The following is a 26,068-nucleotide window of genomic DNA, read 5'->3' as shown; positions in this document are numbered from 1 at the left end:
GCTTTTCGTGCCCTGATTGAAACAGTTCTGTTTCGCCGACGGCGAGACGATCCATGCCGAGGGGTGACGAATGTGGATTGATGCATCGCGAGCCGCGGCCACTAGGCGGGCGCCGGCATGCGGAACGAACAATTCGATCAATATATTATAAGTCTCTAATGTGCGTGTCCGGCGCTCACAAGCATAGCGGCTTGCGAAACTGCTCTGCTTTGCAAGTTTTCCGGTTGCGAATACTCTTTGCGCGGTGATTCGCGTCGCAGAAAAAGCGGAGCCGCGGGTCGATACGAGGAGAGGGCAATGAAAACTTATCTGGCGGAAGTTCTAGGCACGTTTCTATTGGTGTTCATCGGCACGGCTTCGGTGGTGACGGGCGGCTTCGGCGGCGCGCTGCCGCTCGGCCAGGAAGGTATCGGTCTGGCGTTCGGCATCGGCCTGATAGCGGCCGCTTACGCGATCGGCCCGATTTCGGGCGCGCACCTCAATCCGGCGGTGACGCTCGGTGTGTTCCTCGCCGGGCGGATGCCGGCCAGGGATGTCATTCCCTACTGGATCGCGCAGGTCATCGGCGCCATCATCGCGTCGCTGGCGCTGTGGATCATTGTCTCCGGACAGGTCGGCGGCCACACCGGCGGCTTCGGCGCCAATGGCTGGGACGTGACGACATGGGGCGTCAGCTCGGCCTTCCTGTGGGAGCTGATCGGCACCTTCACCTTCGTTACGGTGATCCTCGGCGTCACCAACGCCAAGCACACGACGGCCTTCGCCGGCCTGGTCATCGGCCTGACGCTGGCCGGACTGCACTTCGCCATCATTCCGGTGACCGGCACATCGCTCAACCCGGCCCGTTCGATCGGACCGGCGCTGTTTTCGGGAACTGCGGCGATCGGCCAGCTCTGGCTGTTCATCGTCGCGCCGCTGATCGGCGGCGCCATCGCCGGCGTGGTCGCCAAGGCCGGTATCTTCGAGAAAGACTGACTTTCCGAAGGCTTCATGAAAAAGGCGCGGGTCAAGGCCCGCGCCTTTTTCGTTGCGTCGAGAAATTCGTATGCCCGGATCACGCCGCGATATCAAAACGGTCGGCGTTCATCACCTTGGTCCAGGCGGCGACGAAGTCCCTGACGAACTTCCGCCCGGCGTCCGCCGACCCGTAGACCTCGGCCAGCGCACGCAATTGCGCGTGCGAGCCGAAGATCAGGTCGGCGCGGGTGCCGGTCCACTTGACCGTCTTGGTCTTGCGGTCGCGTGCTTCATAGACTTCATCGGAGCCGGCGGTCGGATCCCAGACCGTGTTCATGGAGAGCAGGTTGACGAAGAAGTCGTTGGTCAACGTGCCCGGCCTGTCGGTGAACACCCCGTGCTTCGACTGGCGAGTGTTGGCGCCGAGCACCCGCAACCCGCCGACGAGCACCGTCATCTCCGGCGCCGTCAAGGTCAGCAGCTGCGCCCGGTCGACCAGCATCGCTTCGACCGACATCGGCTGCTTGCCCCTGACATAATTGCGGAAGCCATCGACTTTCGGCTCGAGCGCGGCGAAGGACTGGACATCCGTCTGTTCCTGCGACACGTCCATGCGGCCTGGCGTGAACGGCACCTGCACGTCATGGCCGCCGTCCTTGGCCGCCTTCTCGACCGCGGCGACGCCGCCGAGAACGATCAGGTCGGCAAGCGAGATCTTCTTGCCGCCGGACTGCGAGTTATTGAAGCCCTTCTGGATGCCTTCGAGTGTCTCGAGCACCTTGGCCAGCTGTGCCGGCTGGTTGACCTCCCAATCCTTCTGCGGCGCCAGGCGGATGCGGGCGCCGTTGGCGCCGCCGCGCTTGTCGGAGCCGCGGAAAGTCGAGGCCGAGGCCCAGGCGGTCGAGACCAGTTCGGAAACGGACAGGCCGGAGGCCAGGATCTTCGCCTTCAGCGAGGCGATGTCCTGTTCGCTGACCAGCTCGTGGTCGATTGCCGGTATCGGGTCCTGCCAGATCAGCTCTTCCTTCGGCACGAGCGGGCCGAGATAGCGGACGACCGGACCCATGTCGCGATGGGTCAGCTTGAACCAGGCGCGGGCGAAGGCATCGGCGAACTGATCAGGATTCTGATGGAACCGCCGCGAGATCTTCTCATAGGCCGGGTCGACGCGTAGCGCGAGGTCGGTGGTCAGCATCGCCGGCGCGCGGCGCTTCGAGGGATCGTGCGCGTCCGGTACGGTGCCTGCACCGGCGCCGCCCTTCGGCGTCCACTGATGGGCGCCGGCCGGGCTCTTGGTCAGCTCCCATTCGTAGTTGAACAGATTATCGAAGAAATTGTTGCTCCATCTGGTCGGCGTCGTGGTCCAGGTCACCTCGAGACCCGAGGTGATGGCGTCGCCGGCAATGCCGGTGGCATGCTTGCTCGACCAGCCGAGGCCTTGTGCCTCGATGCCGGCGCCTTCCGGCTCCGCCCCGACCAGCGATGCATCACCGGCGCCGTGCGTCTTGCCGAAGGTGTGACCGCCGGCGATGAGCGCCACGGTTTCCTCGTCGTTCATGGCCATGCGAGCGAAGGTCTCGCGAATGTCGCGCGCCGCGGCCAATGGATCGGGCGTGCCGTTCGGCCCTTCCGGGTTGACGTAGATCAGCCCCATCTGCACGGCGCCGAGATGGCCGTGAAGTTCGCGGTCGCCGGAATAGCGCTCGTCGGCGAGCCATTTGGTTTCCGATCCCCAGTCGACGTCCTGCTCCGGCTCCCAGACATCGGCGCGGCCGCCGGCGAAGCCGAAGGTCTTGAAGCCCATCGATTCCAGCGCGACGTTGCCGGTGAGGATCAACAGGTCGGCCCAGGAGATTTTCCTGCCGTATTTCTGCTTGACCGGCCACAGCAGCCGGCGCGCCTTGTCGAGATTGGCGTTGTCCGGCCAGCTGTTGAGCGGCGCGAAACGCTGCTGGCCGGCGCCGGCGCCGCCACGGCCGTCGCCGATGCGATAGGTACCGGCGCTGTGCCAGGCCATGCGGATGAAGAGCGGGCCGTAATGGCCGAAATCGGCCGGCCACCAATCCTGCGAATCGGTCATCACCTGGTGCAGATCCCTGATCACCGCATCGAGATCGAGGCTCTTGAATTCCTTGGCGTAGTCGAAGTCCTCGTCCATCGGGTCCGAGAGGCTGGACTGCTGATGGAGGACGCCAAGGTCAAGCTGGTTCGGCCACCAGTCACGGTTGCTCCTCCTGGCCGATCCATGTGGGACCGGGCATTTGCCGGCGCTGTTGTCGTCGGTTTTCGCGTCCATCTTTGCCTCCGATTTGTTGATTTTCCGGGATTTTGTTGATCTTCCGGGCAGGGCCAGCGGCCGCGCCATTCTGGAATGGTTCCAGACTAGCCCGCCCAGCCGATAAAGACAAATTGCCTTTGCTGTTTATTCTGATAGGTTTTCCTTATGATCGGTTTGACCGTCCGGCAGATGCATTATTTCGAGGCGCTGGCGCAGACGCTGCATTTCGGCCGTGCCGCAAAACTCGCCGGCGTCAGCCAGCCGGCGCTGTCTTCGCAGATCGCCGAGATGGAGCTGCGGCTGAATTGCCGTCTGTTCGAGCGCGGCGGCAAGGTGGTGCGGATGACCGACGAGGCCGTGGCCCTGCTGCCGCGCATCGAGCGCATCCTTGCCGACGTCCGCGACGTCGAGGCGACGGCCCGGCGCGGCCGCCCGGCGCTGGAAGGCCGCTTCCGGCTCGGCATCATCCCGACGGTGGCGCCCTATCTCTTGCCGCATGTGCTGCCGGAGCTGAAACGGCATTTCCCGGCCTTGCAGCTGGAACTGCGCGAAGCCGTGACCGCCTCGCTGGTCGAGGACACCAGTTCGGGTAAGCTCGACGCCTTCGTCGCGGCGCTGCCTCTCGATTACCCAGGCCTGGTTACCGAGGAACTTTTCTCCGACCGGTTCTTCCTGGCCGTGCCGGCCGGCGATCCCGCCTTCGCCTCGCCGCCGGTGCCGCCGGCGAGCCCGGCGCTGGAGCGGCTGATGCTGCTCGAGGAAGGCCATTGCCTGCGCGAACAGGCGCTCGCCGTGTGCGGCAGCGTGCGGCCGGTGGCGATGGCAAGCTATGGCGCGACCAGCCTGACGACGCTCTTACAGATGGTGGCGCATGGGCTCGGCGTCACGCTCATCCCGGAAATGGCGGCGGGGCCAGCCAGCACTATCCCCGATTTGAAGATCGTGCCGTTCCAGGAGCCGATGCCGCAGCGCACGATCTGCCTGGCATGGCGGCGCAACAAGGTTCGGCACGACGAATGCGTCGAACTGGCGAAGATCATCCGCGGGCTGGACGCGGCGGTGCTGGCGGCGTGAGCGGCGGGTCAAGGATCCGGTTTTAGCCCCGAAGCCTCGCAAGACAGGAACGGCTTCAATCCTTTTCCCAGGCTGCGAGCAACGGGCCGTTGCTTCCATAGACAGGGTCCTTGCGCGGACGGCCGACCCTGGGGATCGTGACGACTGCCTTGGCATGGTCGGCGGCGGTCGTACACAGGTCATAGGTGCCGGATGGAGGATAGGCGCCGACAACCAGAAAATCGTCGGATGCGGAAAGACGTTGGTGCCCGGTGCCGGCCGGAAGAACCGCGACGTCGCCGGCCTTCAGCGACAGGATTCGTCCCTTGTTGCCGCCAAAGCGGACCTTGGCCGTGCCGCGCGCAACGCCCAGCACCTCGTGTATCCGCGAATGGTAGTGGACGTAGCCGTAGATGCCGTTGCGCCAGCTATCGCCCCAGCCATTTGCCTCGAAAAGCGCCTCCATGACAGCCGCAGGATCGAAGCCTTCGGGCAACTTCACAGCGCCGCGATAGACGACAAGCGGCCAGAACGGATGGTTGGGCACCAGGCCATCATCGCTGAACCGAAATTCATTCGCTTTGCGCGGCCTCAGGTGATCGGCGACCTCTCGCCGCCCCGGTTTGGCGGCACCGGTGACCTGCTCGACGGCTCTCTTCGTGGTTTGCAGAATGCTCATGGTGTGGCCTTGGTTGGTGGGGAGCTTCATGCCGGTTTAACCGGCTGGATGGCGCTCGGTTCCGCTGAGGGCAGAGATCTGCGATCTGTGCGGTCGGCATTTGACGTCCGGGCACATGGAAGCCGCCCAAGTTTCAAGGCTTGAACACCGCAAGCATGTGAAGATCCAATCGGTCCCGCCGCTGTATCGTCCCATGGCACGGATGAGACGATACACTGTTTACCACAGCGCTCGCGACAGCTCGCGAAACGAGCGACCCGCAGAGGCTTTTTTCGTGTTATGATGCACCTGCAACACGCGTAATCTCGACCTCGGCAATATGACGAAGGTCGAAAGCAATTTTTGCCCTGGCGTCCCCCAGCACGGACTCAACCCCCGATGACTGGATGTGCTTACCCGGGCGAGGAGGTTGTCCATGTCCGCGAGTAATGTCGAACGCCCGCTGCAGCCGGGCGACCGGGCGCCGAATATTATTCTCGATGCGATCTCCCGCGAAGGCAAAATCGCGCTCACTGATTTTCGAGGTCGTAGCCCATTGTTGATCGGCTTGTTTCGAGGCCTGCACTGTGCGTTCTGCCGGCGCAATGTCGCGGCAATGGCGCAACTCAAGCCGGCTCTGGCTGAGAAAGGCGTCGAATGCCTGGCGGTCGTCAATACGCCGGTAGAGCGGGCACGGCTCTATTTCCGTTACCATCCGACACCCGATCTTCTCGCCGCGTCCGACCCGGAGCGGGCCTCGCACCGTGCCTTCGGCTTGCGCGAGATCGGGATGGACAAGGTCATGGGGATCCGTATCGATCTCCCGGGTGAGTTGCCCGAGCCTATGGACCCCATCGCAATAAACGAGTTGCTCAACAAGAAGGAGGGGTATGAGATTACGGAAGCCGATCAGCAGATGATGGCTTCCGCTAAGGAGCTGCTGGTTGGTCAGTTTCTCATCGACCGAGGGGGCATTGTACGCTGGAGCTTCACTGAAGTTCTGGAGGCTGGCCTCAATACCCCCAAGGCGCCGAATCCGGAGGAATTGATGTCAGCGGCTTCCCAAGTTGCACATTAATGGGCTGCGGAAATAGGCGGCTGACAACTCGCTCGACGACCGCGCCCTTCCCGCTCACTACCGGGGAAAGGCCGTTCTGGGTCAAAACCTGAAGATCGTGGATAACCGCTTCGCGCCCGATCTCGGCCGTAGAGATCAGCTTCTCCGCGTCCTGAAAGCAGACATCGCAAGCGAGGACTCCGGAGGTCGCGGTTGCGCCCTCAAGCCCCGCCCGGTCGACCAGATAGAAGATCGCATTGGCCTCGCCGCCCGGCATCGTCTCACTGAGCTGGATGCGGCTGTTAGGCTGGATCAGACCGAGCAGGGTCTCCGCCGCACCTCGACGCCGAGGTCGCGCAGATCGTGGCCGTTGCCGCGCCGCGCCGATTTTCTGGAGTGATAAGCCGCGCCCGACGCGGCGAATTCGTAACCCTACTCGGCGGCCGTCTCCGATGGCGCCTCTGCCGGCCCCGAAGGCTCTGCCTCGGCACGGGGCTTGCGCCGTGAAAACAGCGACCTGAGCGTGACGTAGAACACCGGCGTCAGGAACAGGCCGACGAAAGTGACGCCGAGCATGCCGGAGAATACCGCGGTGCCGAGCGACTGGCGCATTTCTGCGCCCGGGCCCGTTGCGATCATCAGCGGCACGACGCCGAGGATGAACGAGAAGGCGGTCATCAGGATCGGCCGCAGCCTGAGCCGGCAGGCTTCGACGGCAGCCTCGGCAGCCGACAGCCCGCGTTCCTGCGCCTGCCGCGCGAATTCGACGATCAGGATCGCGTTCTTGGCGGCAAGCCCGATCAGCACGATGAGGCCGATCTGCACGAGGATGTTGTTGTCCAGCCCTCGGAACGACACGCCGAGCAACGCCGCGAGCACGCCGAGCGGCACCACCAGCACAATGGCGAACGGCAGCACCCAGCTTTCATATTGCGCCGCCAGCGCCAGGAACACGAACAACACCGACAGTCCGAAGATATAGACAGCGGCATTGCCGGTGTTGCGCTCCTGATAGGCGAGCTCGGTCCATTCATAGGAGGTACCGGCCGGCAGCGTCTTTGCCGTGATCCCTTCCATCAATGCCAGCGCGTCGCCCGTGGAAACGCCGGGCGCGGCGTTGCCCTGCAGCGGCACCGAAACGTACATGTTGTAGCGCTGGACCAGCGCCGGGCCGGTGACGTCGCGGATCTCGACCAACGTGCCGAGCGGAACCAGCGCGCCGGTCGCCGAGCGCACCTTCAGTTTCAAGATGTCGGCGCGATCGAGACGGAACGCCTGGTCGGCCTGCGCCCGCACCTGGTAGACGCGCCCGAAAGCGTTGAAGTCGTTGACGTAGGCGGTACCCAAATTGATCGACAGCGCCTCGAAGATGTTGGGGATCGGCACGTTCAGGATGCGCGCCTTGTCGCGATCGATCGCCAGGAAGAATTGCGGGCTCGACGCGGAGAACGTGGTGAACACACCCGTCAGCCCCGGCGTCTTGTTGGCCTTGCCGGCGATTTCGTTGGCAAGCGCCAGGATCTGCCGCATGTCGGCGCTGTTGCGCTCCTGGATTTGCAGCTTGAAGCCGCCGGCATTGCCGACGCCGCGGATCGGCGGCGGCGGCAGTGCGATAATGAAGGCTTCCTTGATGCTTTGCAGGCTGCCGAACAGATTGCCGATGACCTGGGTCGCCGACTGGCCGGCTTTCAGTCGCTCGTCAAACGGCTTGAACCTGGCGAAGATCACGCCCGCGTTGCTGGCGTTGGTGAAGGTCGCGCCGGAGAAGCCGGCGAAGGCGACCGCGTAGTCGACGCCTGGCGTTTTCTGGATGATCTGCGACGCCTGCTGGATGACCGCATCGGTCCTCGACAGCGAAGCGCCGTCCGGCAACTGGATGACGACGATCGCATAGCCCTGGTCAAGCGACGGAATGAAACCGCGCGGCACCGACTGCACCATGTAGACCGTGGCGTAGATGAGGGCCGCGAAAACGGCCAGCATGGCGGCGATCGTTATCCACGAGCCGACCAGCACGCGGATGATGCTCGAATACCAATGGGCGACCCTGTCGAAGCCGCGATTGAAGCCGTCGGCGAGCGCCCGTCCGAACCGCGCCAGGAAAAAGCGCGGCGGCGCCGCCGCGGCGTGATGCGGCTTGAACAGCAGTGCGGCCAGCGCCGGCGAAAGCGTCAGCGAATTGAATGCCGAGATCGCCGTCGACACCGCGATGGTGATCGCAAACTGCAGATAGAACTGCCCAGAAATGCCGGGGATGAAGGCTGTCGGTACGAACACGGCTATCAGCACCAGCGAGATCGCGATGACGGCCGTTCCGACTTCGTCCATGGTCAGGTGCGACGCCGGATTGGGCGCCAGCCCTCTGGCGATATTGCGCTCGACGTTTTCGACCACGACGATCGCATCGTCGACGACGATGCCGATCGCCAGAACTAGGCCGAACAGCGTCAGCATGTTGAGCGAGAAGCCGGCGGCGTAAAGCACCGCCAGCGTGCCGATCAGCGACACGGGGATCGCCACGATCGGCACGATCGCCATGCGCCACGATTGCAGGAAGACGATGATGACCATGATGACCAGCAGCATCGCCTCGAGAATCGTCTTGTAGACCTCCTGGATCGACTCGGCGACGAACTCGGTCGGATTATAGACGATGTCGTAGCTCAACCCCTTCGGGAAGTCGCGGGAAAGCTCCTTCATCTTGTCCTGGATCTCCGCGGCTGCGGCGAGCGCATTGGTGCCCGGCCGCTGGAAGATGGCGAGCGCCACCGCCGGTTTGCCATTGAGATAGGAGTTGGTGACGTAATCCTTGGCGCCGAGCTCGATGCGCGCCACGTCCTGCAGCGAGATCAGGCGGCCGTCGTCGGTCGATTTGACGATCACGTATCGGAAGTCGCGTGCGTCGTTGAAGCGGCCTTGCGTGGTGACCGTGTACTGGAACGCCGTGCCGGTGCTGGTCGGCGGCGCGCCGATCGAGCCGCCCGATACCTGGACGTTCTGGTCGCGCAGCGCCTGCACCACATCGCCCGAGGTCATCCCCAGGGCGGACAGTTTTTCCGGATCGAGCCAGATGCGCAGCGAATATTCGCGTTCGCCGAAGATGATGAGGTCGCCGACGCCGTCTAGTCTGAGCAGTATGTCGCGCACCCGCGAGCGGGCGTAGTTCGAGACGTAGAGCTGGTCGTAGGTATTGTCGGGCGACAGCATGTGCACGACCATCATCAGGTCGGGCGAGCTCTTGGTGGTGGTGATGCCGAGGCGGCGGACTTCTTCGGGCAGGCGCGGCTCGGCGACCGACACGCGGTTCTGCACCAGCACCTGAGCCTGGTCGAGATCGGTGCCCAGCTTGAAGGTGATGGTCAGCGCCATCGCCCCGTCGCCCGACGAATAGGACGACATGTAGAGCATGCCCTCGACGCCGTTGATCTCCTGCTCGATCGGCGTTGCCACCGTCGCTGCGACCGTCTCGGCGTCGGCGCCCGGATACTGCGCGCGAACGACGATGGTCGGCGGCGCGATCTCGGGATATTGCGCGACCGGCAGCTGGGTATAAGCAATCCCGCCGAGGATCAGCAGGACGATCGAAACGACCGATGCGAAGATCGGACGGTCGACGAAGAAATGTGCGAACCTCATTGCTGCAACTCGGCGGTCTCGGCCTTGGGCGGCAACGTTACCATCTCGACCTTCACCTTGGTGCCGGGCCTGGCGTGCATCAGCCCTTTGACGATGATTGTCTCGTCGCCGGTCAGGCCCTGGCGGATGACCCGGTAGCCGTCGAGAAGCGGGCCGGTGCGCACGGGCTTCGCCGACACCGTCCCGGCCTCATCCACCAGGAACACGATGCGGCGATCCTGATCGGCGCCGATCGCCTCGTCGGGCACCAGCACGCCGCTATGCGGCAGCGACCCCGGCACGTTGATGCGCCCGAACATGCCTGGCTGGAGAATGCCATCGGCGTTGGGAAACCTTGCACGCACCCGCATGGTGCCGGTCGCGTTGTCGATCCGGTTCTCGGCAAAATCGAGCTTGCCTTTGAATACCGCCTCCGCGCGGTCGGCGACGCGCACCACCACCTCGAGCCCGCCGGCGCCTTCCTGCATGCTGCCGCCGCGCTCCTTCGCGTCGCGGGCATAGCTGAAATACAGGCGCTCATCGACGTCGAAATAGAAGTCGATCGGATCGCGCGTAACGATGGTCGTCAGCAAGGTGGAATCCGGCTGCACGAGGTTGCCGACCGACACCAGCCGGCGGTCGATGCGGCCGGACAAGGGCGCCTTGATCTCGGTGAATTCCATGTTCAGGCTGGCCGTCGTCAGCGCAGCCGTCGCGCCCTGCATCTGCGCCTGCGCCGAAAGGTATTCCCGCCGGCGGTCGTCGACCGTCGCGGTTGAGATATTGCCGGTCTTGGCGAGTTCGTCGGCGCGATCCAGCTGCATCTTGGAGAATTCGAGCAGACTCTTGGCGACGTCCACTTGCGACTTGGCGGCATCATAAGCCGCCTGGTACGGACGCTCGTCGATGGTGAAGAGCAGGTCGCCCTTGTTGACCAGTGCGCCGTCCTGGAAGCTGACCTTGTCCAGATAGCCGCTGACGCGCGAACGGATGGCGACCTGGTCGACGGCTTCGAAGCGCCCGACAAACTCGTCGTCTTCGACGATTTCACGGACCACCGGCTTGGCCGCTGTCACCACGGGTAGCTGCTGGTCCTGCGCAAACGCAGTGCTGCTGAAAGCCATGCCGAGCAGGAATGCCGCCGACACGGCGGCGCGGGGAAGCCAGCCGGCCGATCGACAGGGTCGCTCGCCCGCGTCGCGATGCAATTGCCCATTCTCTGGGGTGTCCATTTGCGTCCTCGCTCGCTGGACCCGGAGGTCGGTTGATCCGCTTCTACGCTCAGGCTTTTCGTCGAGATCAGAGCACTGCAGTGTTGTGCATGGCAACATGATCATTTTCCATATGGGCTGAAATGTCCACCCTGTGGCTGCCCCGCCACCCGCCACTGGCAACGCAGATCCACCGGGCGGTCCGGGACGCCATTGAGACGGGACGGCTAGACCCGGGAGCAGACCTTGGTCCCGTCGGGCTGAACGTCCGCAATCCTTCTTTAAACGTTAAAGCCGCCATTCCGCTATCGGCCCCGAGGCTGCCGGTCTGCAACGCGCCCCAAGGTCGGCCGTTAAAGTTAGTTGTGCCACCGCCTTACAGCGGACAACACCGGCGACCGCGCTTGAGGGCGTAATTGCGCCAGGAGCGGTCATTCGATGTTCTGCCGTTGAACGGCTTCATTCGCCAGTTTAGCGGAAATTGGGCGACAGCATGGTTGTCTGAACAGGGAAGTTCGAAACCCTCTTGGTCCGCGAATCCCGCTGATTGCACGCTGCGGTGCGATATTCTGCAAGATAGCCACCCAACCAACGCCGATAGCCGCATTGCTCTCGACAAGAGCACTCCTGCCGCAGACCACCTAGCTGGCAGACACTTGGCTGATCCCGGCATCGACCCAGGCACGCGTCTGATCAAGCACTTCATCCGAGAGCGCGGGATCGTCGATCGCCCGGGCGAGGATTACTGCCCCCACCATCGCTGCCCAGCTTCCGATCGCCGCGCGGCGTCTGTCTGCCGGATCCAACTCCGGGAGCGCCTTGCCGATACGGTCGATCTGCGATCGTAGGCCTTCCGTCATGGCCGAGCGTGCAGCCGGGGTCTGATGGCGGATGGCTGCGGCAAGGCCCGCCGTCGGGCAACCGCCGGCGCAGTTGTCGCGATGCCGGGGCGAAAGATAGGAACCTACATAAGCGCGAAGATCGCCCCCTCCGCCTGAGTCCGCGGCGAGGACGTGGGCAAGGGTCTGCGCGATCAGGTCGTCCTTCGAACTGAAATGACCATAGAAGCCGCCATGGGTGAGCCCGGCGGCCTTCATCACTTCCGCCACGCTGACCGCGTCGAACCCCTTCTCGCGAAACAGCCGGCTGGCCGCATCCAATATCCGGTGACGGTTCTCCGCCATCTGCTCTCGACTGACCTTCATTTCAAAATTCTCCGTCGGCCCCGTTGACATTTACATGATGCCCATCATATTTAGCCGCAATCATGATGATCGTCATGAATATAGGTTCCATCAGAGAAAAGAGCAATGCCATGACCACCATTCCATCAGTCCTCATAACCGGCGCCTCCACGGGCATCGGAGCTTCCTATGCCGAACGGTTCGCCCGCCGCGGACACGACCTCGTGCTGGTTGCCCGTGACGTGGCACGAATGGAGGCACTGGGAGCCCGGCTCCGTCAGGAAACTGGCGTTGCGATCGACATCATCCAGGCTGATCTTACGCAGCCTGCCGAGCTTGCAACGGTAGAGACGAGGCTGCGCGATGACGCCCGCATCGGGATTCTAGTCAACAATGCCGGAACAGCCATCGGCGGAAGCTTCATCGAGCAGAGTACCGATGACGTCGCACGGCTGGTTGCGCTCAACACGACCGCACTTCTGCGGCTTGCCAGCGCCATGGCCCCGCGTCTTGCGAAAGCTGGCGAAGGGTCGATCGTCAACATCGGCTCCGTGGTCGGCCTGGCGCCGGAGTTCGGCATGACGGTCTACGGCGCAACCAAAGCCTTCGTGCTGTTTCTGTCGCAGGGGCTCAGCCTCGAGCTCGCGCCGAAGGGTGTCTACGTCCAGGCCGTGCTGCCCGCCACGACGCGTACGGAGATCTGGGACCACGTCGGCGCCGACATCAACACGCTTTCCAACGTGATGGAGGTGGACGATCTGGTTGATGCGGCGCTGGTCGGCTTCGACCGCCGCGAACCGGTGACCATCCCGCCGCTTCCCGATGCCGGGCAGTGGGACGCGCTTCAGGCCGCGCGCCAGGCCATGCTTCCGAACTATCGGAACGAACATCCCGCCGAGCGGTACCGCAAGGTCGCCTGAGCACCAACGAATCCATTTGATAACGATCTCGTCGCGGCGGGGACAAACAAGGTGACCTATGACCAACAAAGCACTTTTTGAGCCTTATTCTCTCGGCTCGCTGACGCTCTCCAATCGTATCGTCATGGCGCCCCTCACGCGCAATCGCGCTGGCCCGGGCTTCGTTCCGGGCGATCTTGCCGCCGAGTATTACGGCCAGCGGGCCTCCGCCGGCCTGCTGATCTCCGAGGCCACGCAGATCTCGCGGCAGGGACAAGGTTACCAGGACACGCCCGGCATCTATTCTCAGGCTCAGATCGACGGCTGGCGAAAGGTCACGACCGCGGTACACGCCAAGGACGGGCGGATTTTCCTGCAGCTCTGGCACGTCGGCCGCGTCTCGCACGTCGATCTGCAGGAGAACGGCGCCGCGCCCGTCGCGCCCTCGGCAATCCGGGCCGCGACGAAGACGTTCGTGAACAACGGCTTTGTCGAGGTTTCGGCGCCCCGCGCGCTGGCGCTCGACGAGCTTGCGGGGATCGTCAACGATTTCCGGCAAGCAGCCGCGAACGCCATTGAGGCCGGCTTCGATGGCGTCGAGATTCATGGCGCCAACGGCTATCTGCTGGACCAGTTCGCCAAGGACGGTGCCAATGTCCGCACGGATGCTTATGGCGGATCGGTCGAGAACCGCGCCCGGCTGATGCTGGAGGTTGCGACTGCGGTGGTCGAGGAGATCGGCGCAGAGCGCACCGGCATCCGGATTTCGCCCGTCTCGCCCGCCAACGGCGTCTCGAGCAGCGCCCCCCAGGCGCAGTTCGACTATATCGTCGATCAACTCGATGCTTTGGGCATCGTCTATATCCATGTCGTCGAGGGCGCCACGGGCGGATCGCGCGATGTCGCGCCGTTCGACTTCGGATCGCTCCGCCGGCGCTTCAACAATACCTATATCGCCAATAACGGCTACGACCTCGAACTCGCGGCGTCGCGGCTCGCCGAGGGCAAGGCGGATCTGTTCGCCTTCGGGCGCCCGTTCATCGCCAATCCCGACCTTGTGGAACGGCTGAAGACGCGCACGCCGCTGACGGAGTTCAACTCGGCGACGCTCTATGGCGGCGGCTCCGCTGGCTATACCGACTATCCCGCGATCGCCGCCTCAAGCCGCCCATGAGCTATCGGAGGGCGGCGCCTGCGAGGCAGCCATCCCACGTGACAGCAGCGCCTCAGGGCATCTCTCTGGCGCTCCGCTCGAACTGGTGTCCAAACCCAGGGATTCAGGAGGGCTATAGCATAGACGTTAGCTGCTCTGGTCCGCCCAGGACCAGCCAGGCGAGATTCGTAGCACGTCGTACGTTCGCTTTACAGGCGCAGATCGCGTCGATGCATGGGGGCGCCTGCGGTCTTATGTAGCAAAAGCACCAAAGGATTTGGCTGATGTTTAGGACATCAGTCTATCTCTTTGTCGTAGTTTTTGGCTTGGCCGCCCCATCGCAGCAGGGCTTCGGCAAATACGACGGGAGGACGGAAGGCGAACCCCAACTGGCGTTTCTTTCCAAGAGGGTCTTCATAATCAATCCTGCCAACAATGGGCGGGAAGTCCCTCCAGAAGGTGTCTCTATTTTCGGCCGTCAAATAGAAGCCGCCACAATGAGCCTCGACGAGGGTCGGGTCTATCGCGGCAAGGGACGGGTCTATGGCCCTACTTCCGAAATTCTCATTCAGAAAAATCGACTCCTCTCGGCCGAGTTCATGCCACCCTTCGGAACGGCCATGGCCGCCAATCTGGATGTCTGTAGAATTCTCTACTCCAATGTAAAAGCCAGTGATAATCGCCGGCATCTCCCCGATGTTTTTAACCTCAATTGTCGTTTGTATACGCGTCCACCTTGGACCTTCACCCTCTTCGAACGGACTCAGAGAATTGTTGTTTCCGATATATGGACCACCAGCTTTAACGCTAAGCCATGGCTTGAAACTGGACTCAAACTGACGGACGGCAAGCGCGTTGGCGGCATTGGAAGCATTGACAGACGCGACGTTAGCGGCTCTGGCGACCTCTACTGCGTCAAAGGCAGCATCGGCGCTCCGCTTGGCTTCTTCAAACTGTTTGTTGAACCTATCGGCTTCGGCGGCGGCCCCCGCCTCTTCGTGTTCTATGACTTTATGGGCAGCAACCGCTGCGCTTTGGGCGGCAAAAGCAGCCCAGCCGGTGAAGATCAGGCTAACAACAAGAGCGGCGAATTCGAGCGCGGTAATTCTAATCGATATTCGGGAAAGCCTGTTGCTTTCCTCGACGGCCTGCACAGCCGCCCATTGCGCGCAGAGATCAGCATCATCCCCATTCTTTGGGTCATTGCAATTGGGATGATAGGGTTTGGTAGTTATAGGGGGTTCTTCGCGCGCGAACGGCGGGACACGGTCTCTGGCTGGCTGATATTCATAATCGGGATAACTTTGCAGCTCTGTATGATTGAGTTGCTGATATCCGGCGTAACCTAGGCATAAAAGGGCTATTCCTGCGAGACTCGCAAGGATGACGCGCCGATAGCCTCTAAGCATTGTAGCAAGAACGCCGCACTGAATCCCCCCGGCTGATCTTGTTGTTCAGGTTACGCTCCGTTTCGTGAATGTCCATAGCCGCAAGCTTCTCGGCTAGCTGGGCGTAGGTGAAGCCCCGTCGTTTCAGTTCCGCCTTCAACAGGTTCTTGGCCCTCGTCTCAAATCTGACTTGGGAGGAGGTCAAGGATCTTCCCGAAGAACTATTGGCCGAACTGAGCGTATCTGACGCAGACCGCTTGGAGTTCACCATTATCGCAATCATAGAGGATGCTGGCGGTGTTGCCTCGTTGGATCGCATCATAATGGAATACTACAAGCGCACCGGCGAGGTTATGAAGCGGCCAGTCATGAACAACCGTCTTTATCGAATGGTACAGAAAGAGGCCATACACGCCGTTCAAGGGAAGAAAGGCGTTTACACCCTTCAGCCTCTCAGCGATGAGGATGCGGCGGCGGTGATTTGATGCCGCCGCCCCCATTTCTTCGCGCCCTTGACGCTCTCCGTCACCCTAGCCACGAGCGCGCTGTCGGCGGCATCCCATCCCTTCGCGGCCATGATCCGAAGGGCGATTTCGCGATTTGTGCATTCCCCGCTGTCCCTGCGCAACAGCCGCGCCAGTTCGTTACGCTTGAACAGGCGGACAGCCGTGACCTTGGGTTTGATGTCGCGTGGCGGCTTGGCATAGCCGAAGATCGCCAGCGCAGCGTCTATGTGGCCTAGCTGGTATTCCAAGGCGGCTTTCTGCCGCTCCAAATCGAGAACCTGGCCCGACAGTTCCGCCCGCTTGGCGATCAATGAGTAGATGACGAGTGGCTGTCCCATGCCAGCAACAATCGATTACAGGGCTTGTAGCGGCTAGGGAAAACTTGATGCTTTTGCTACATAAGACCGGGCGCCTGAACGTCCGCTTCTCACATTCCAAGCCTCCAAGCCGCAAGTCCGCTATCGGCCCGATCGAGACGTTCAAGGCCTCGATACTAAGCGTCCGCCCATGGCGCAAAGGAGACAAATTGGCGCCCGCCCCTCAAGCCGTCTTTGCCGTCACCACCCCAACTCTCGACCATCGCCTCATCGGGGACTTCTGCGGATTGCCTACTTCGCAACTCAGTGCGGAAACGCGTGGCTGCTCGGTCGAGAACAGTCGTCAGTATCTGCCTGCCCCCATGCCCCCCTCACGGCACAAATATCAAAAACACCCAAGTAAAAAACACCACCAGATGGACCAAGCCGGTCAAGAACGTCGTCCTTTCCGTGCTGAAACTCACATTGCAGATGAAAAGCGCCAGGACCAAAAGCACCGTGTCGGTCGCCGGCAGCCCCAGGGTCAGGCCTCTTCCGGTCAGCAGGCTGGCGGCGGCTATGCCCGGTATTGTCAGGCCGATTGTGGCACAGGCCGAACCCATGGCGACGTTCAGGCCGCGCTGCAGCTCGTTGCTGAGTGCGGCGCGAACCGCCGAAATGGCCTCCGGCATCAGAACCAAGCCCGCGATCATCGCGCCGACAATGGCGTCGGCCTGCGGCACCTGGTAGGCGACGAGCGCATCCTCGACGCTGGCGGCGACCTGTTCGGCGAGCATCACGATGCCGATCAGCCCGATCAGCAGGAGAACAGCGCCGGCGGCGACGCTTTCGTGGGCGTCGGTTCGCGTCGAAACGCTAAGCGCTTGCCCGTCGATGAAATCGTCCCGGTGGCGGACAGTCTGCGCGAACAGAAAACCGGCATAGAGCAGCACTGAAAGCACGCTGACGAAGCCAAGTTGGGCCGCCGAAAACGTGCCGGGATCGGTGGTTCGCGTGTAGGTCGGCAGAATGAGCGTCATGACGCTCAGCGCGACCAGCACCGCCAGATAGGCGCTGGTCCCTTGGCGGACGATTGCCTGCTTGCGATGGCGCCAGCCGCCAAACGTCAGGCACATGCCGACAACACCGGTGGAGGTGATCATCACCGTCGAGAACACGGATTCGCGCGCAAGCGTCGGATTGTTGGCTCCGTGCAGCATGATGGAAACGATGATCGACACTTCGATTGCCGTCACCGCGATGGTCAGCACCAACGTGCCGTACGGCTCGCCTACCCGCCGGGCCACCGCCTCGGCGTGGTCGAGCACCACGAAAATGGTGATGAACATGATCGCGCTCGACAGCGCGCCGATGAACATCCTGGTGCCCAGCGACCCTTCGTCGACCGACACCCCGCTGGCTCTGACCGCGACAGCCATCGCCAGCGCGGCCAACGGCATGCCGTAGGAAACCGCCGATCTTGCGAAACCACTCATTGTCACCTTCTTGCCTTCCCGCAAATCCCGTGGAAGGGCGATTTGCAACCACTGTTGCGCACCGCGACCATCCAGAGAAATCGCATATGACAGGTCATGACGCCATCGCCGCGTACCCCACCCCTAGCCCCTCCCGACAAGGGAAGGACAATCGCGTACGCAGGAAGCTCGCGCGCTAGCCGGGCGTGTTGGCCTTGACGACCTTCTTGCATTCGGGCGTCAGCTCGCTCATGTGACCGGCCAGGCATTTGACGACGCGGCCACCGCCCGGCAACACGCCCTTGCACAATCTTTGGTAATCCGCTTGGCAGGCCTCACGCTCGGCCGCCGTCTGCGCCAGCACCGCGGTGGCTGCCAGCTGAGTTGCCAGGAAAAGCACGCCTAACCCAATCCGCATGGAACACCCCTCAAATATGTTGCCCAAACAACGCCTCCGTCACGCGTAGATACAAACGGAAGCCTTTTCACGCCGTCTTCTGCGTCACCAATCCCAGCTCGTCGACCATCGCCTGGCGCATCAGGAATTTCTGCGGCTTGCCGGTCACGGTCATCGGCAATTCGGTGCGGAAGCGGATGTAGCGCGGGATCTTGAAATGGGCGATCTGGCCGGCGCAGAAGGCCTTGATCTCCTGCTCGGTGGTGATCTGGCCGGGCTTCAGCACGATCCAGGCGCACAGCTCCTCGCCGTATTTCGGGTCGGGAATGCCGAACACCTGCACCTCCTTGACCTTCGGGTGGCGATAGAGGAACTCCTCGACCTCGCGTGGATAGACGTTCTCGCCGCCGCGGATGACCATGTCCTTGACCCGGCCGACGATGTTGCAATAGCCCTCGGCATCGATGGTGGCGAGGTCGCCGGTGTGCATCCAGCCGTCGGCGTCGATCGCCTCGCGGGTCTTCTGCTCATCGTCCCAATAGCCCTTCATCACGGAGTAGCCGCGCGTGCAGAGCTCGCCCGGCGCGCCGACGGCGACGGTGGCACCTTCGGCGTCGATGGCCTTGACCTCGACATGCGGATGGACGCGGCCGACGGTCGAGACGCGCTTTTCCAAGGGATCGTCGACGCTGCTCTGGAACGAGACCGGGCTGGTCTCGGTCATGCCGTAGGCGATGGTCACCTCTGCCATGTGCATCAGCGACACCACCTTCTTCATCACCTCGATCGGGCATGGCGAGCCGGCCATGATGCCGGTGCGCAGGCTGGTGAGATCGAAGGAGGCGAACTCGGGATGGTCGAGCAGGCCGACGAACATGGTCGGCACGCCGTAGAGCGCGGTGCAGCGTTCCGTTGCCACCGCCTTCAGGGTGGCGCCCGCATCGAACCCCTCGCTCGGGAAAACCATGGTCGCGCCCTTGGTGACGCAGCCCATCGTGCCCATCGACATGCCGAAGCAATGATAGAGCGGCACCGGGATGCACAGCAGGTCGTCGACGGTGAGCCGGATCGCCGAAGTGACGAAATTGCCGTTGTTGACGATGTTGTTGTGGGTCAGCGTCGCGCCCTTGGGTGCGCCAGTCGTGCCGCTGGTGAACTGGATGTTGATGGCGTCGTCCGGTTTCAGCCCCGCTGAAATCCGGTCGAGCTTGTCATGCTCGTCGCGGCCGGCCATCGCCAGCACGTCGGCGAAATTGAACATGCCCGGCGAATTCTCCTCGTCCATGCGGATAACGGTCTTCAGCGTCGGCAGCTTGTTGGCGTCGAGCTTGCCGGGGGTGGCGTTGGCGATCTCTGGCGCCAGCGTCTCGATCATGCCGAGATAGTCGGAACTCTTGAATGTGGCGGCGGTGACCAGCGCCTTGCAGCCGACCTTGTTCAAGGCATATTCCAGCTCGACCAGCCGGTAGGCCGGGTTGATGTTGACCAGGACCAGGCCGATGCGGGCGGTGGCGAATTGCGTCACCAGCCATTCCCAGCGGTTCGGCGACCAGATGCCGACGCGATCGCCTTTCTCGAGGCCGAGCGCCAGGAAGCCGGCGGCGAGCGCATCGATGGTCTCCGACAGTTCCTCCCAGGTAAAGCGCTTGTCCTGCTCGACGAAGACGGCGGCATCGAGCGTGCCGTATTTGCCGACCGTATCGGCAAACAGCGCCGGGATGGTCAGGTTGAGCAGCGGCACACTGCGCTCGCCCGAGACATGCGCCGTGCCGTCGACCGGCGCAATGAACGAACCGCCATCGCGCTTGGAGCGCAGGTTGGTTGCATTCTTCAACTCGTCGAGATTGATCGGCATCGCCGTGTCCTCCGCAGACAGAACGAGCCTATCAGCCCGGCGGGGTGGTGGAAATCCCGCCGATGGTAGGGCTGGGTGGGAACTCGCCTGCAAGGGCCGAAAATAAAAAACCCGCCTCGGCGGGCGGGTCTTCGGGGCCAATTGGCACCATATTGAGATTAGTAGCATAGCTGCCGGCACAAAGCAAGAACAAAATTGCTGTACGTCAAGAAAATCGCTTCAGGTCGGTGCCAGCGGCCAAGCTGCCAATCTCCCTCCTTGAGGGGGGAGATGGCCGGCAGGCCAGAGGGGGTCGTCTCGCGTGGAGCACCTGCCTGTTCTGTCCGTTAGGAGAGTCGCGTCAAGACGTACCGACCCCCTCTGTCGCCTTCGGCGACATCTCCCCCTCAAGGGGGGAGATCGGCTGGTCGTCAGCCTGAATTCACCGATGCCATCCTGGCCGCAATATCGCGCAAAGTCGCCTCGTCGGCCGCCTCGCGCTGCTTCCGCGACGCGACGAGACAGGCCTGCGAGCGCAGGATGAGGCCGTCGGCCAGCACCTTGAGATGGTTGGCGCGCAAAGTCGCGCCTGACGTGGTGATGTCGACGACGATATCGGCCAATCCGGCTGCCGGCGCGCCTTCGGTGGCGCCGAGGCTTTCGACGATGCGGTAGACCTGGATGCCGTGCTTTTGCGAAAAGAACTGCTGGGTCAGCCGCCAGTATTTGGTGGCGATCCTGAGCCGGCGGCCGTGGCGCTGGCGGAAATCGGCGGCGACGTCGTCGAGGTCGGCCATGGTGTCGACATCGAGCCAGATGTCGGGCACGGCGACGACGACATCGGCATTGCCGAAACCGAGACGGGCAATGATTTCGGCGCGCGCCTCGCAATCGGCGAGGTTTTCGCGCAAAAGGTCCTCACCGGTGATGCCGAGATCGACCGACCCCTGGCCGATTTCGCCTGATATCTCTGAGGCGGACAGGAACGCTATTTCGACGCCGTCCATGCCATCGATACGGGCGCGGTATTTGCGCTCGTCGCCGGGCAGGCTGACGGCAAGCCCGGCCTTGGCCAGCACCTCCAGCGCCTGCTCCTTGAGCCGGCCTTTCGACGGGATCGCCAGCGTGATCATGGCGCCGTCTCCCGCAGCGCCTCGATGCGGTCGAGCCAGACGGAAAAACCGACGCCGGGGATCGGCGTTTTGGCGCCGAGCAGCGTCAGCAGCCGGTCGTAGCGGCCACCACCGGCGAGCGGCCGGTCGCCATCCTGCGCCGCGATCTCGAAGACCAGGCCGGTGTAGTAATCGAGCGGCCGGCCGAAGGCGGCGTCGTAGCTGATTTCAGACATCGGCAGGCCGAGGCTTGCGATGGCCGCGGCGCGGGCTGCGAAATTCTCCAGCGCAGCCCCCAGTGAAAGCCCGGCATCGGCTGCAAAACGTTCGAGCGCTCCGGCGGCGCTGTCGAGCGGCACGTCGATCGCCAGGAAACTCTTTAGTGCCGCGAATGCCTCGTTCGACAGCCGTACGCTGCGCAGTTCGGCTTTCTCGATCAGGCGCCGCGCAATCTCGGACGGCGAACGCCCGGCCGTTGCCGACAGGCCGGCCTCTTCCATGCCGCCGGCGATATGCGCCGAAAGACCGTCAAGATCGCCGTCGAGGACAAGGGCGGCGGCCGCGCCGGCAAGCTGGCTGTTGCGCGGTGGATTGGCGAGGTCGGCAAGGGCTGCCTCAAGCATCGGCGCCGAGCCGAAGGCGCGCGCCAGCCGCATGCGCCAGCCGCGCGGCAGGCCAAGCGCGGCCAGCACCGCCTCGAAGATGGTCTGGTCGCCGAGCGTCACCTCCAGCTCCCGGCCGGGCAGCACCAGCGACAGCAGCGCATGCGCATCGGCCAGCGAACGGGCGTCGGCGGCCGCCGTGTCGCGGTCGCCGAGATCCTCGATGCCGGCCTGGAAGAACTCGTTGCCGCCCTCGCGGCGCTGGCGAAACACCTCGCCGAGATAGGAATAGCGGCGCGGCGTGCCGGCCTGGCTGGCGATGTGGTCGAGGCAGACCGGAATGGTGAATTCCGGCCGCAGGCAAAGCGTCTGCCCGGTCTCGCTTTCGGTGAGAAAGATGCGGCGCCGCAAATCCTCGCCGGCCATGTCGAGGAACGGATCGGCCGGCTGCAGCACAGCGACCTCGACCGCGTGGGTGTTGCGCGCGGCGAAGAGGCTGGTGATGTCGGATGCGATGGCGGGGCGCGAGGTCACGGCAGGCGCCCTTCCCTTCTCCCCCTGTGGGAGAAGGTGGATTGGCGCGAAGCGCCAAGACGGATGAGGGGTGCCGGAAGAAATGAGGCGTCGGCGTTCCCTGGAACACCCCTCATCCGACCGAGCTTCGCTCGGCCACCTTCTCCCCCAGGGGGAGAAGGAAGCGGCGCCCTACTTGCCACGCGCCCGCTCCTCGGCCTGCGCCGCCAGTATCTTCTTCACCTCGGCGACCAGATCGCCTTGCGACACGGTCACCTGCGCCGGTCGTGCGGCGCGCCATTCGGCGTTGTCGGCGATCTCGGCCGACATTTTCGCGCCTTCGATCAGGTCCTTGATCTGCACCTCGCCCTTGGCGCGCTCGTCGCCGCCCTGGATGACGGCGACCGGGCTGCCGCGGCGGTCGGCATATTTCAACTGCGCCTTCATGCCGGCGCCGCCGAGATACATTTCCGAGCGGATGCCGGCGGCGCGCAGCTCGGCCACCATCTTCTGGTAGCGGCCGAGGCTTTCCGTGTCCTTGTCCATGGTCAGCACGACGACCGGCGCGATGACATCGGAAGTATCGAGCTTGCCGAGGTTCTTCAGCGCCGTCATCAGCCGCGAGACGCCGATCGAAAAACCGGTCGCCGGCACCGGCTCGCCACGAAAGCGCGAGACGAGGCCGTCATAACGTCCGCCGCCGCCAACCGAGCCGAAGCGCACGATCTGGCCGTCCTCGTTGGGGATTTCGGCCAGCAGCTCGGCCTCGTAGACCGGGCCGGTGTAATATTCGAGGCCACGCACAACGGAGGGATCGATGCGAATGCGATCCTCACCGTAGCCGCTTTGCGCGACCATGGTTCTTATCTGCTCCAACTCTGCAAGACCCTCGACAAACGAGGCGTTCGTGATGCCGAGATGTTCGAGTTTTCTTTCCTCGACAAGATTGCTGAGCCCTGGGGTGATAGATCCCAGTGTCTGGACAACTTGTTCGGGATCATGCTGCGCCATGACCGTGAAATAGCTGATCACAACATCGATTTGAGCGTTACCCAGCCCGGCGCCCTTGGTAAAATCACCGCTCTCGTCCTTGCGCCCGGCGCCCAAAAGCAGGCGCACGCCCTCGACGCCCAGCTTGTCCAGCTTGTCGATCGCCCGCAGCACCTGCAGCCGGCGGCCAGCGTTCTCGTCGCCGCCGAGGCCGATCGCCTCGAGCACACCGTCGAGCACTTTGCGGTTGTTGACGCGGACGACGTAATCACCGCGCTTTATGCCGAGCGCCTCCATCACGTCGGCCATCATCATCGCCATTTCGGCATCGGCCGCGACACCCGGCGTGCCTACCGTGTCGGCGTCGAACTGCATGAACTGGCGGAAGCGGCCGGGACCGGGCTTCTCGTTGCGGAACACCCAGCCGGAGCGATAGCTGCGATAGGGTTTCGGCAGGCGCTCGAAATTCTCGGCGACAAAGCGCGCCATTGGCGCGGTCAGGTCGTAGCGCAGCGACAGCCACTGGTCGTCATCGTCCTGGAACGAGAACACGCCCTCGTTCGGCCGGTCCTGGTCGGGCAGGAATTTGCCGAGCGCATCGGTGTATTCGATCAGCGGCTGGTCGACCGGCTCGAAACCGTAAAGCTCAAAGACCGAGCGGATCGTCGCCATCATCTTCTCGACGGCGCGCAGATCGTCGGCGCCGCGGTCGACAAAGCCGCGCGGCAGCCGCGCTTTCATCTTTTCGGATTTGTCGGCCATGGGATGGGTACTCGGTGTTTCGTGGCGCTCCGGGGATCGGTTAAATAACCGATTTCCACGGCGCGGGTGTCCTAACCGATGCAGCCCGGAGAAGGCAAGGGTTTGCGCTTCTCCCTGCTCCCCCTGCGCGAGAAGGCAAGAAAAAGAAGCTGAAACAATTGCGCCATGCGCGCGGCATCGTGCCGACACAATCCGGGCCGATAAGCGCGCCGAAACAAGGGGTTCGGGGCCATGGCCACGCTACAGAAGTTCGACATCATCGATAGCCGGGCACGCGACGCCTCGGTCCGGCTGCGGCCGGCCGATGGTTATGCCCCGAAGACGAAGCAAATCGCCGGACCGTTCGAGGTCGCGGCGCAACAGCGCAGCGGACCGACCATGCGCGACGTGCTGATGACCGGACTGCTGGTAATCTATCCGGTGTTCGCCGCGCTGGCGGCCATCCTTGCCGGGTTTTTCCTGGCCGGCGCCGGCGGCGCCTGAGCCGCTATTTCGGCCGCTTGAACGCTTTCCGTTCCGCCTCGACCGGTTCGCGGCAGACGCAGCCCTCGAGATGGTCGTTGACCAGCCCCATCGCCTGCATGAAGGCGTAGACGGTGGTCGGGCCGACAAAGCTCCAGCCGCGCTTCTTCAGCTCTTTCGAAATGCGGACCGAGACGGCCGTCGTCGGATTGGCGCGCAAATGCGCGAGGTCGACGATCTCGGGACGCTCGTGCGGGCCGGGCTCGAACTTCCAGAACCAGGCCGCCAGCGAGCCGGCCTCGTCGATGAGTTCGCGGGCGCGCTTGGCGTTCTTGATGGTCGACACGATCTTGCCGCGGTGACGGATGATGCCGGCATTGCCGAGCAGGCGCTCGACATCGGCGTCGGTGAAAGCCGCGATCTTGTCGACATCGAAGCCGGCAAACGCCTCGCGGAAATTGTCGCGCTTGCGCAATATGGTCAGCCAGGACAGGCCCGACTGAAAACCTTCGAGGCAGATCTTCTCGAACAGGCGGCGGTCGTCGGCGACCGGCCGGCCCCATTCGTGGTCGTGGTAGTGCAGATAATCCGGCAGGTTGCCGTGCCAGAAGCAGCGGGCGATGCCGTCGGGACCGGCAAGCAGACCTGTCTTTTCATCCATGGCGGAATTCCGTTCGTGTCTTGGCGTTGACGCGTTTTGACGCGGCCTTTACCGCGGCTTTACCAGATTCCTGAACCGGGCGGTAACCACACCAAAAGCTTTACTGACAGATCGGCATTTTACGCATTCCGATTCATGTTTCGGTTGCCGCTTCGCGCCCAATGTCGGCGAAATCGGGGAGGCTTTGCACCCCGGCATGTTCGACGATCAAGGTGCGTTGCGATGAAGACATTCTTGTTCCCACTGTTCGGCGCCGCGGCCGTGCTTGCGGCCGGCGCCGCCAATGCCAACGACCGCTATGCGGAGAGGCCGCCGGTGGTGGTCAGCCCAGATCTTTCGGCGCCCTGGGTGCTGCAGCTCGGCCATGCCCCGGGCACCGTGCGGCAGAGCCGGCAAGAGGCGCAGCCGCAACGGCGCTACCGGCGGCTGGCCGAACCCGATCAGCTGCGCACCGCAGCGGTGCAGGCGCCGGCCAAGCGCATGGTGATGCGGCCGCAGATCGACCCGATCTATCTGCCGCAGGAAGTCGCCTATGACGGCCCGCAGAAGCCGGGCACGATCGTCATCGATACGCGAGAGAATTTCCTCTATCTGGTCGGGAAGAACGGTAAGGCGCGGCGTTATGGCGTCGGCACCGGCAAGCCGGGCTTCGAATGGTCCGGCACCCACAAGATCACCAACAAGCGCGTCTGGCCGGATTGGCGGCCGCCGGCGGTGATGATCGCCCGCGAAGCCGCCAAGGGCCGTTATCTGCCGACCTATCTCGCCGGCGGCATGGAAAACCCGCTCGGCGCACGCGCGCTCTATCTCGGCTCGACCGAGTACCGTATCCACGGCACCAATCAGCCCTGGACGATCGGCGGCGCGGTGTCGTCGGGCTGCATCCGCATGCGCAACGAGGACGTGGTCGACCTTTACGAGCGGGTCAATGTTGGCACGACGGTTGTAGTGATGTAATCTGCGGTTGACCTCACCGATGATTCTGCTCAGAAGCCTCGGGAGCAT

The 26,068-nt window shown here is 63.2% G+C and carries 23 protein-coding genes; 9 read left to right on the top strand and 14 right to left on the bottom strand.

The annotated features are described in order from the left end of the window. Window positions 1-297 precede the first annotated feature (297 nt). Entirely contained in the window at window positions 298-975 is a 678-nt protein-coding gene (locus tag NKJ55_RS17495) for an MIP family channel protein (RefSeq protein ID WP_352450981.1), read from the top strand. Window positions 976-1,054: 79 nt separating this feature from the next. On the opposite strand, the gene katG is transcribed toward NKJ55_RS17495, so the two are convergent. Beyond that, on the bottom strand, window positions 1,055-3,253 hold the full coding sequence (gene katG / locus NKJ55_RS17490) for a catalase/peroxidase HPI (RefSeq protein ID WP_352450980.1): 2,199 nt from the start codon (window positions 3,251-3,253) through the stop codon (window positions 1,055-1,057). Between the two features lie 147 nt (window positions 3,254-3,400). Here katG and NKJ55_RS17485 point away from each other — a divergent pair, with 147 nt between their 5' ends. Continuing rightward, window positions 3,401-4,309 carry a hydrogen peroxide-inducible genes activator gene (locus tag NKJ55_RS17485; RefSeq protein ID WP_352450979.1) on the top strand — a complete coding sequence of 303 codons (909 nt, stop codon included), beginning with the start codon at window positions 3,401-3,403 and terminating at the stop codon, window positions 4,307-4,309. A gap of 55 nt (window positions 4,310-4,364) precedes the next feature. Here the strand turns inward: NKJ55_RS17485 and NKJ55_RS17480 are convergent, their stop codons facing one another. Beyond that, window positions 4,365-4,967 carry a cupin domain-containing protein gene (locus NKJ55_RS17480; RefSeq protein ID WP_352450978.1) on the bottom strand — a complete coding sequence of 201 codons (603 nt, stop codon included), beginning with the start codon at window positions 4,965-4,967 and terminating at the stop codon, window positions 4,365-4,367. Between the two features lie 415 nt (window positions 4,968-5,382). On the opposite strand from NKJ55_RS17480, the gene NKJ55_RS17475 reads away from it, so the two are divergent. Beyond that, window positions 5,383-6,024 (top strand): peroxiredoxin-like family protein, encoded by a 642-nt coding sequence (locus NKJ55_RS17475; RefSeq protein ID WP_352450977.1) that lies wholly within the window; start codon window positions 5,383-5,385, stop codon window positions 6,022-6,024. A 411-nt stretch (window positions 6,025-6,435) separates the two neighbouring features. On the opposite strand, the gene NKJ55_RS17470 is transcribed toward NKJ55_RS17475, so the two are convergent. The 3 genes from NKJ55_RS17470 to NKJ55_RS17460 all read right to left on the bottom strand — a co-directional run bounded on the left by NKJ55_RS17470 (window position 6,436) and on the right by NKJ55_RS17460 (window position 12,034). Continuing rightward, window positions 6,436-9,639, bottom strand: a complete 3,204-nt coding sequence (locus tag NKJ55_RS17470) for an efflux RND transporter permease subunit (protein WP_352450976.1) — start codon at window positions 9,637-9,639, stop codon at window positions 6,436-6,438. Further along, entirely contained in the window at window positions 9,636-10,742 is a 1,107-nt protein-coding gene (locus NKJ55_RS17465; RefSeq protein WP_352451023.1) for an efflux RND transporter periplasmic adaptor subunit, read from the bottom strand. Before NKJ55_RS17465 ends, NKJ55_RS17470 begins: the two co-directional genes overlap by 4 nt. A gap of 728 nt (window positions 10,743-11,470) precedes the next feature. Next, the gene (locus NKJ55_RS17460) at window positions 11,471-12,034 is read right to left on the bottom strand and encodes a TetR/AcrR family transcriptional regulator (RefSeq protein ID WP_352451022.1); all 564 of its coding nucleotides are present in this window, start codon (window positions 12,032-12,034) and stop codon (window positions 11,471-11,473) included. Between the two features lie 110 nt (window positions 12,035-12,144). Here NKJ55_RS17460 and NKJ55_RS17455 point away from each other — a divergent pair, with 110 nt between their 5' ends. The 3 genes from NKJ55_RS17455 (at window position 12,145) to NKJ55_RS17445 (ending at window position 15,414) form a co-directional block, all read left to right on the top strand. Continuing rightward, the gene (locus NKJ55_RS17455; protein ID WP_352450975.1) at window positions 12,145-12,933 is read left to right on the top strand and encodes an SDR family NAD(P)-dependent oxidoreductase; all 789 of its coding nucleotides are present in this window, start codon (window positions 12,145-12,147) and stop codon (window positions 12,931-12,933) included. 58 nt (window positions 12,934-12,991) lie between these two features. Beyond that, complete coding sequence (locus NKJ55_RS17450; protein ID WP_352450974.1) at window positions 12,992-14,086, top strand: alkene reductase; 1,095 nt, start codon at window positions 12,992-12,994, stop codon at window positions 14,084-14,086. Between the two features lie 263 nt (window positions 14,087-14,349). Then, entirely contained in the window at window positions 14,350-15,414 is a 1,065-nt protein-coding gene (locus NKJ55_RS17445; RefSeq protein WP_352450973.1) for a hypothetical protein, read from the top strand. 52 nt (window positions 15,415-15,466) lie between these two features. Here the strand turns inward: NKJ55_RS17445 and NKJ55_RS17440 are convergent, their stop codons facing one another. Next, entirely contained in the window at window positions 15,467-15,724 is a 258-nt protein-coding gene (locus NKJ55_RS17440; RefSeq protein ID WP_352450972.1) for a DUF6471 domain-containing protein, read from the bottom strand. Here NKJ55_RS17440 and NKJ55_RS17435 point away from each other — a divergent pair. Then, on the top strand, window positions 15,621-15,938 hold the full coding sequence (locus tag NKJ55_RS17435; protein ID WP_352451027.1) for a hypothetical protein: 318 nt from the start codon (window positions 15,621-15,623) through the stop codon (window positions 15,936-15,938). The two genes, NKJ55_RS17440 and NKJ55_RS17435, sit on opposite strands and share 104 nt — an antisense overlap. Here NKJ55_RS17435 and NKJ55_RS17430 read toward each other — a convergent pair. From NKJ55_RS17430 to hisS, 7 genes are all read right to left on the bottom strand, one after another. Then, complete coding sequence (locus NKJ55_RS17430; RefSeq protein ID WP_352450971.1) at window positions 15,899-16,297, bottom strand: hypothetical protein; 399 nt, start codon at window positions 16,295-16,297, stop codon at window positions 15,899-15,901. The genes NKJ55_RS17435 and NKJ55_RS17430 overlap by 40 nt on opposite strands. A 350-nt stretch (window positions 16,298-16,647) precedes the next feature. Then, on the bottom strand, window positions 16,648-17,751 hold the full coding sequence (locus NKJ55_RS17425) for a calcium:cation antiporter (protein WP_352450970.1): 1,104 nt from the start codon (window positions 17,749-17,751) through the stop codon (window positions 16,648-16,650). A gap of 175 nt (window positions 17,752-17,926) precedes the next feature. Beyond that, window positions 17,927-18,148, bottom strand: coding sequence for a cysteine rich repeat-containing protein (locus NKJ55_RS17420; RefSeq protein ID WP_352450969.1), 222 nt, complete (start codon window positions 18,146-18,148; stop codon window positions 17,927-17,929). Between the two features lie 67 nt (window positions 18,149-18,215). After that, entirely contained in the window at window positions 18,216-19,982 is a 1,767-nt protein-coding gene (locus tag NKJ55_RS17415; RefSeq protein ID WP_352450968.1) for an AMP-binding protein, read from the bottom strand. 410 nt (window positions 19,983-20,392) lie between these two features. Then, a complete protein-coding gene (hisG, locus tag NKJ55_RS17410; protein ID WP_352450967.1) occupies window positions 20,393-21,094 on the bottom strand; it encodes an ATP phosphoribosyltransferase in 702 nt (233 codons plus the stop codon). Next, window positions 21,091-22,209 (bottom strand): ATP phosphoribosyltransferase regulatory subunit, encoded by a 1,119-nt coding sequence (locus NKJ55_RS17405; protein WP_352450966.1) that lies wholly within the window; start codon window positions 22,207-22,209, stop codon window positions 21,091-21,093. The genes hisG and NKJ55_RS17405 overlap by 4 nt, the downstream gene beginning before the upstream one ends. Window positions 22,210-22,380: 171 nt before the next feature. Continuing rightward, window positions 22,381-23,940 carry a histidine--tRNA ligase gene (gene hisS, locus NKJ55_RS17400; protein ID WP_352450965.1) on the bottom strand — a complete coding sequence of 520 codons (1,560 nt, stop codon included), beginning with the start codon at window positions 23,938-23,940 and terminating at the stop codon, window positions 22,381-22,383. Window positions 23,941-24,171: 231 nt separating this feature from the next. Between hisS and NKJ55_RS17395 the strand changes: the two genes are divergently transcribed. Next, complete coding sequence (locus tag NKJ55_RS17395; RefSeq protein ID WP_352450964.1) at window positions 24,172-24,423, top strand: hypothetical protein; 252 nt, start codon at window positions 24,172-24,174, stop codon at window positions 24,421-24,423. A gap of 4 nt (window positions 24,424-24,427) precedes the next feature. Here the strand turns inward: NKJ55_RS17395 and NKJ55_RS17390 are convergent, their stop codons facing one another. Continuing rightward, window positions 24,428-25,063, bottom strand: a complete 636-nt coding sequence (locus tag NKJ55_RS17390) for a DNA-3-methyladenine glycosylase I (RefSeq protein WP_352450963.1) — start codon at window positions 25,061-25,063, stop codon at window positions 24,428-24,430. Between the two features lie 222 nt (window positions 25,064-25,285). Between NKJ55_RS17390 and NKJ55_RS17385 the strand changes: the two genes are divergently transcribed. Next, window positions 25,286-26,020 (top strand): L,D-transpeptidase, encoded by a 735-nt coding sequence (locus NKJ55_RS17385; RefSeq protein ID WP_352450962.1) that lies wholly within the window; start codon window positions 25,286-25,288, stop codon window positions 26,018-26,020. The last annotated feature ends 48 nt before the right edge of the window (window positions 26,021-26,068 follow it).

The sequence above is a fragment of the Mesorhizobium sp. M0106 genome (assembly GCF_040322715.1).
Taxonomy (GTDB): domain Bacteria; phylum Pseudomonadota; class Alphaproteobacteria; order Rhizobiales; family Rhizobiaceae; genus Mesorhizobium.
The sequence above is the reverse complement of the archived record's forward strand: the minus strand, read 5'-3'. Positions and strand labels throughout refer to the sequence as shown.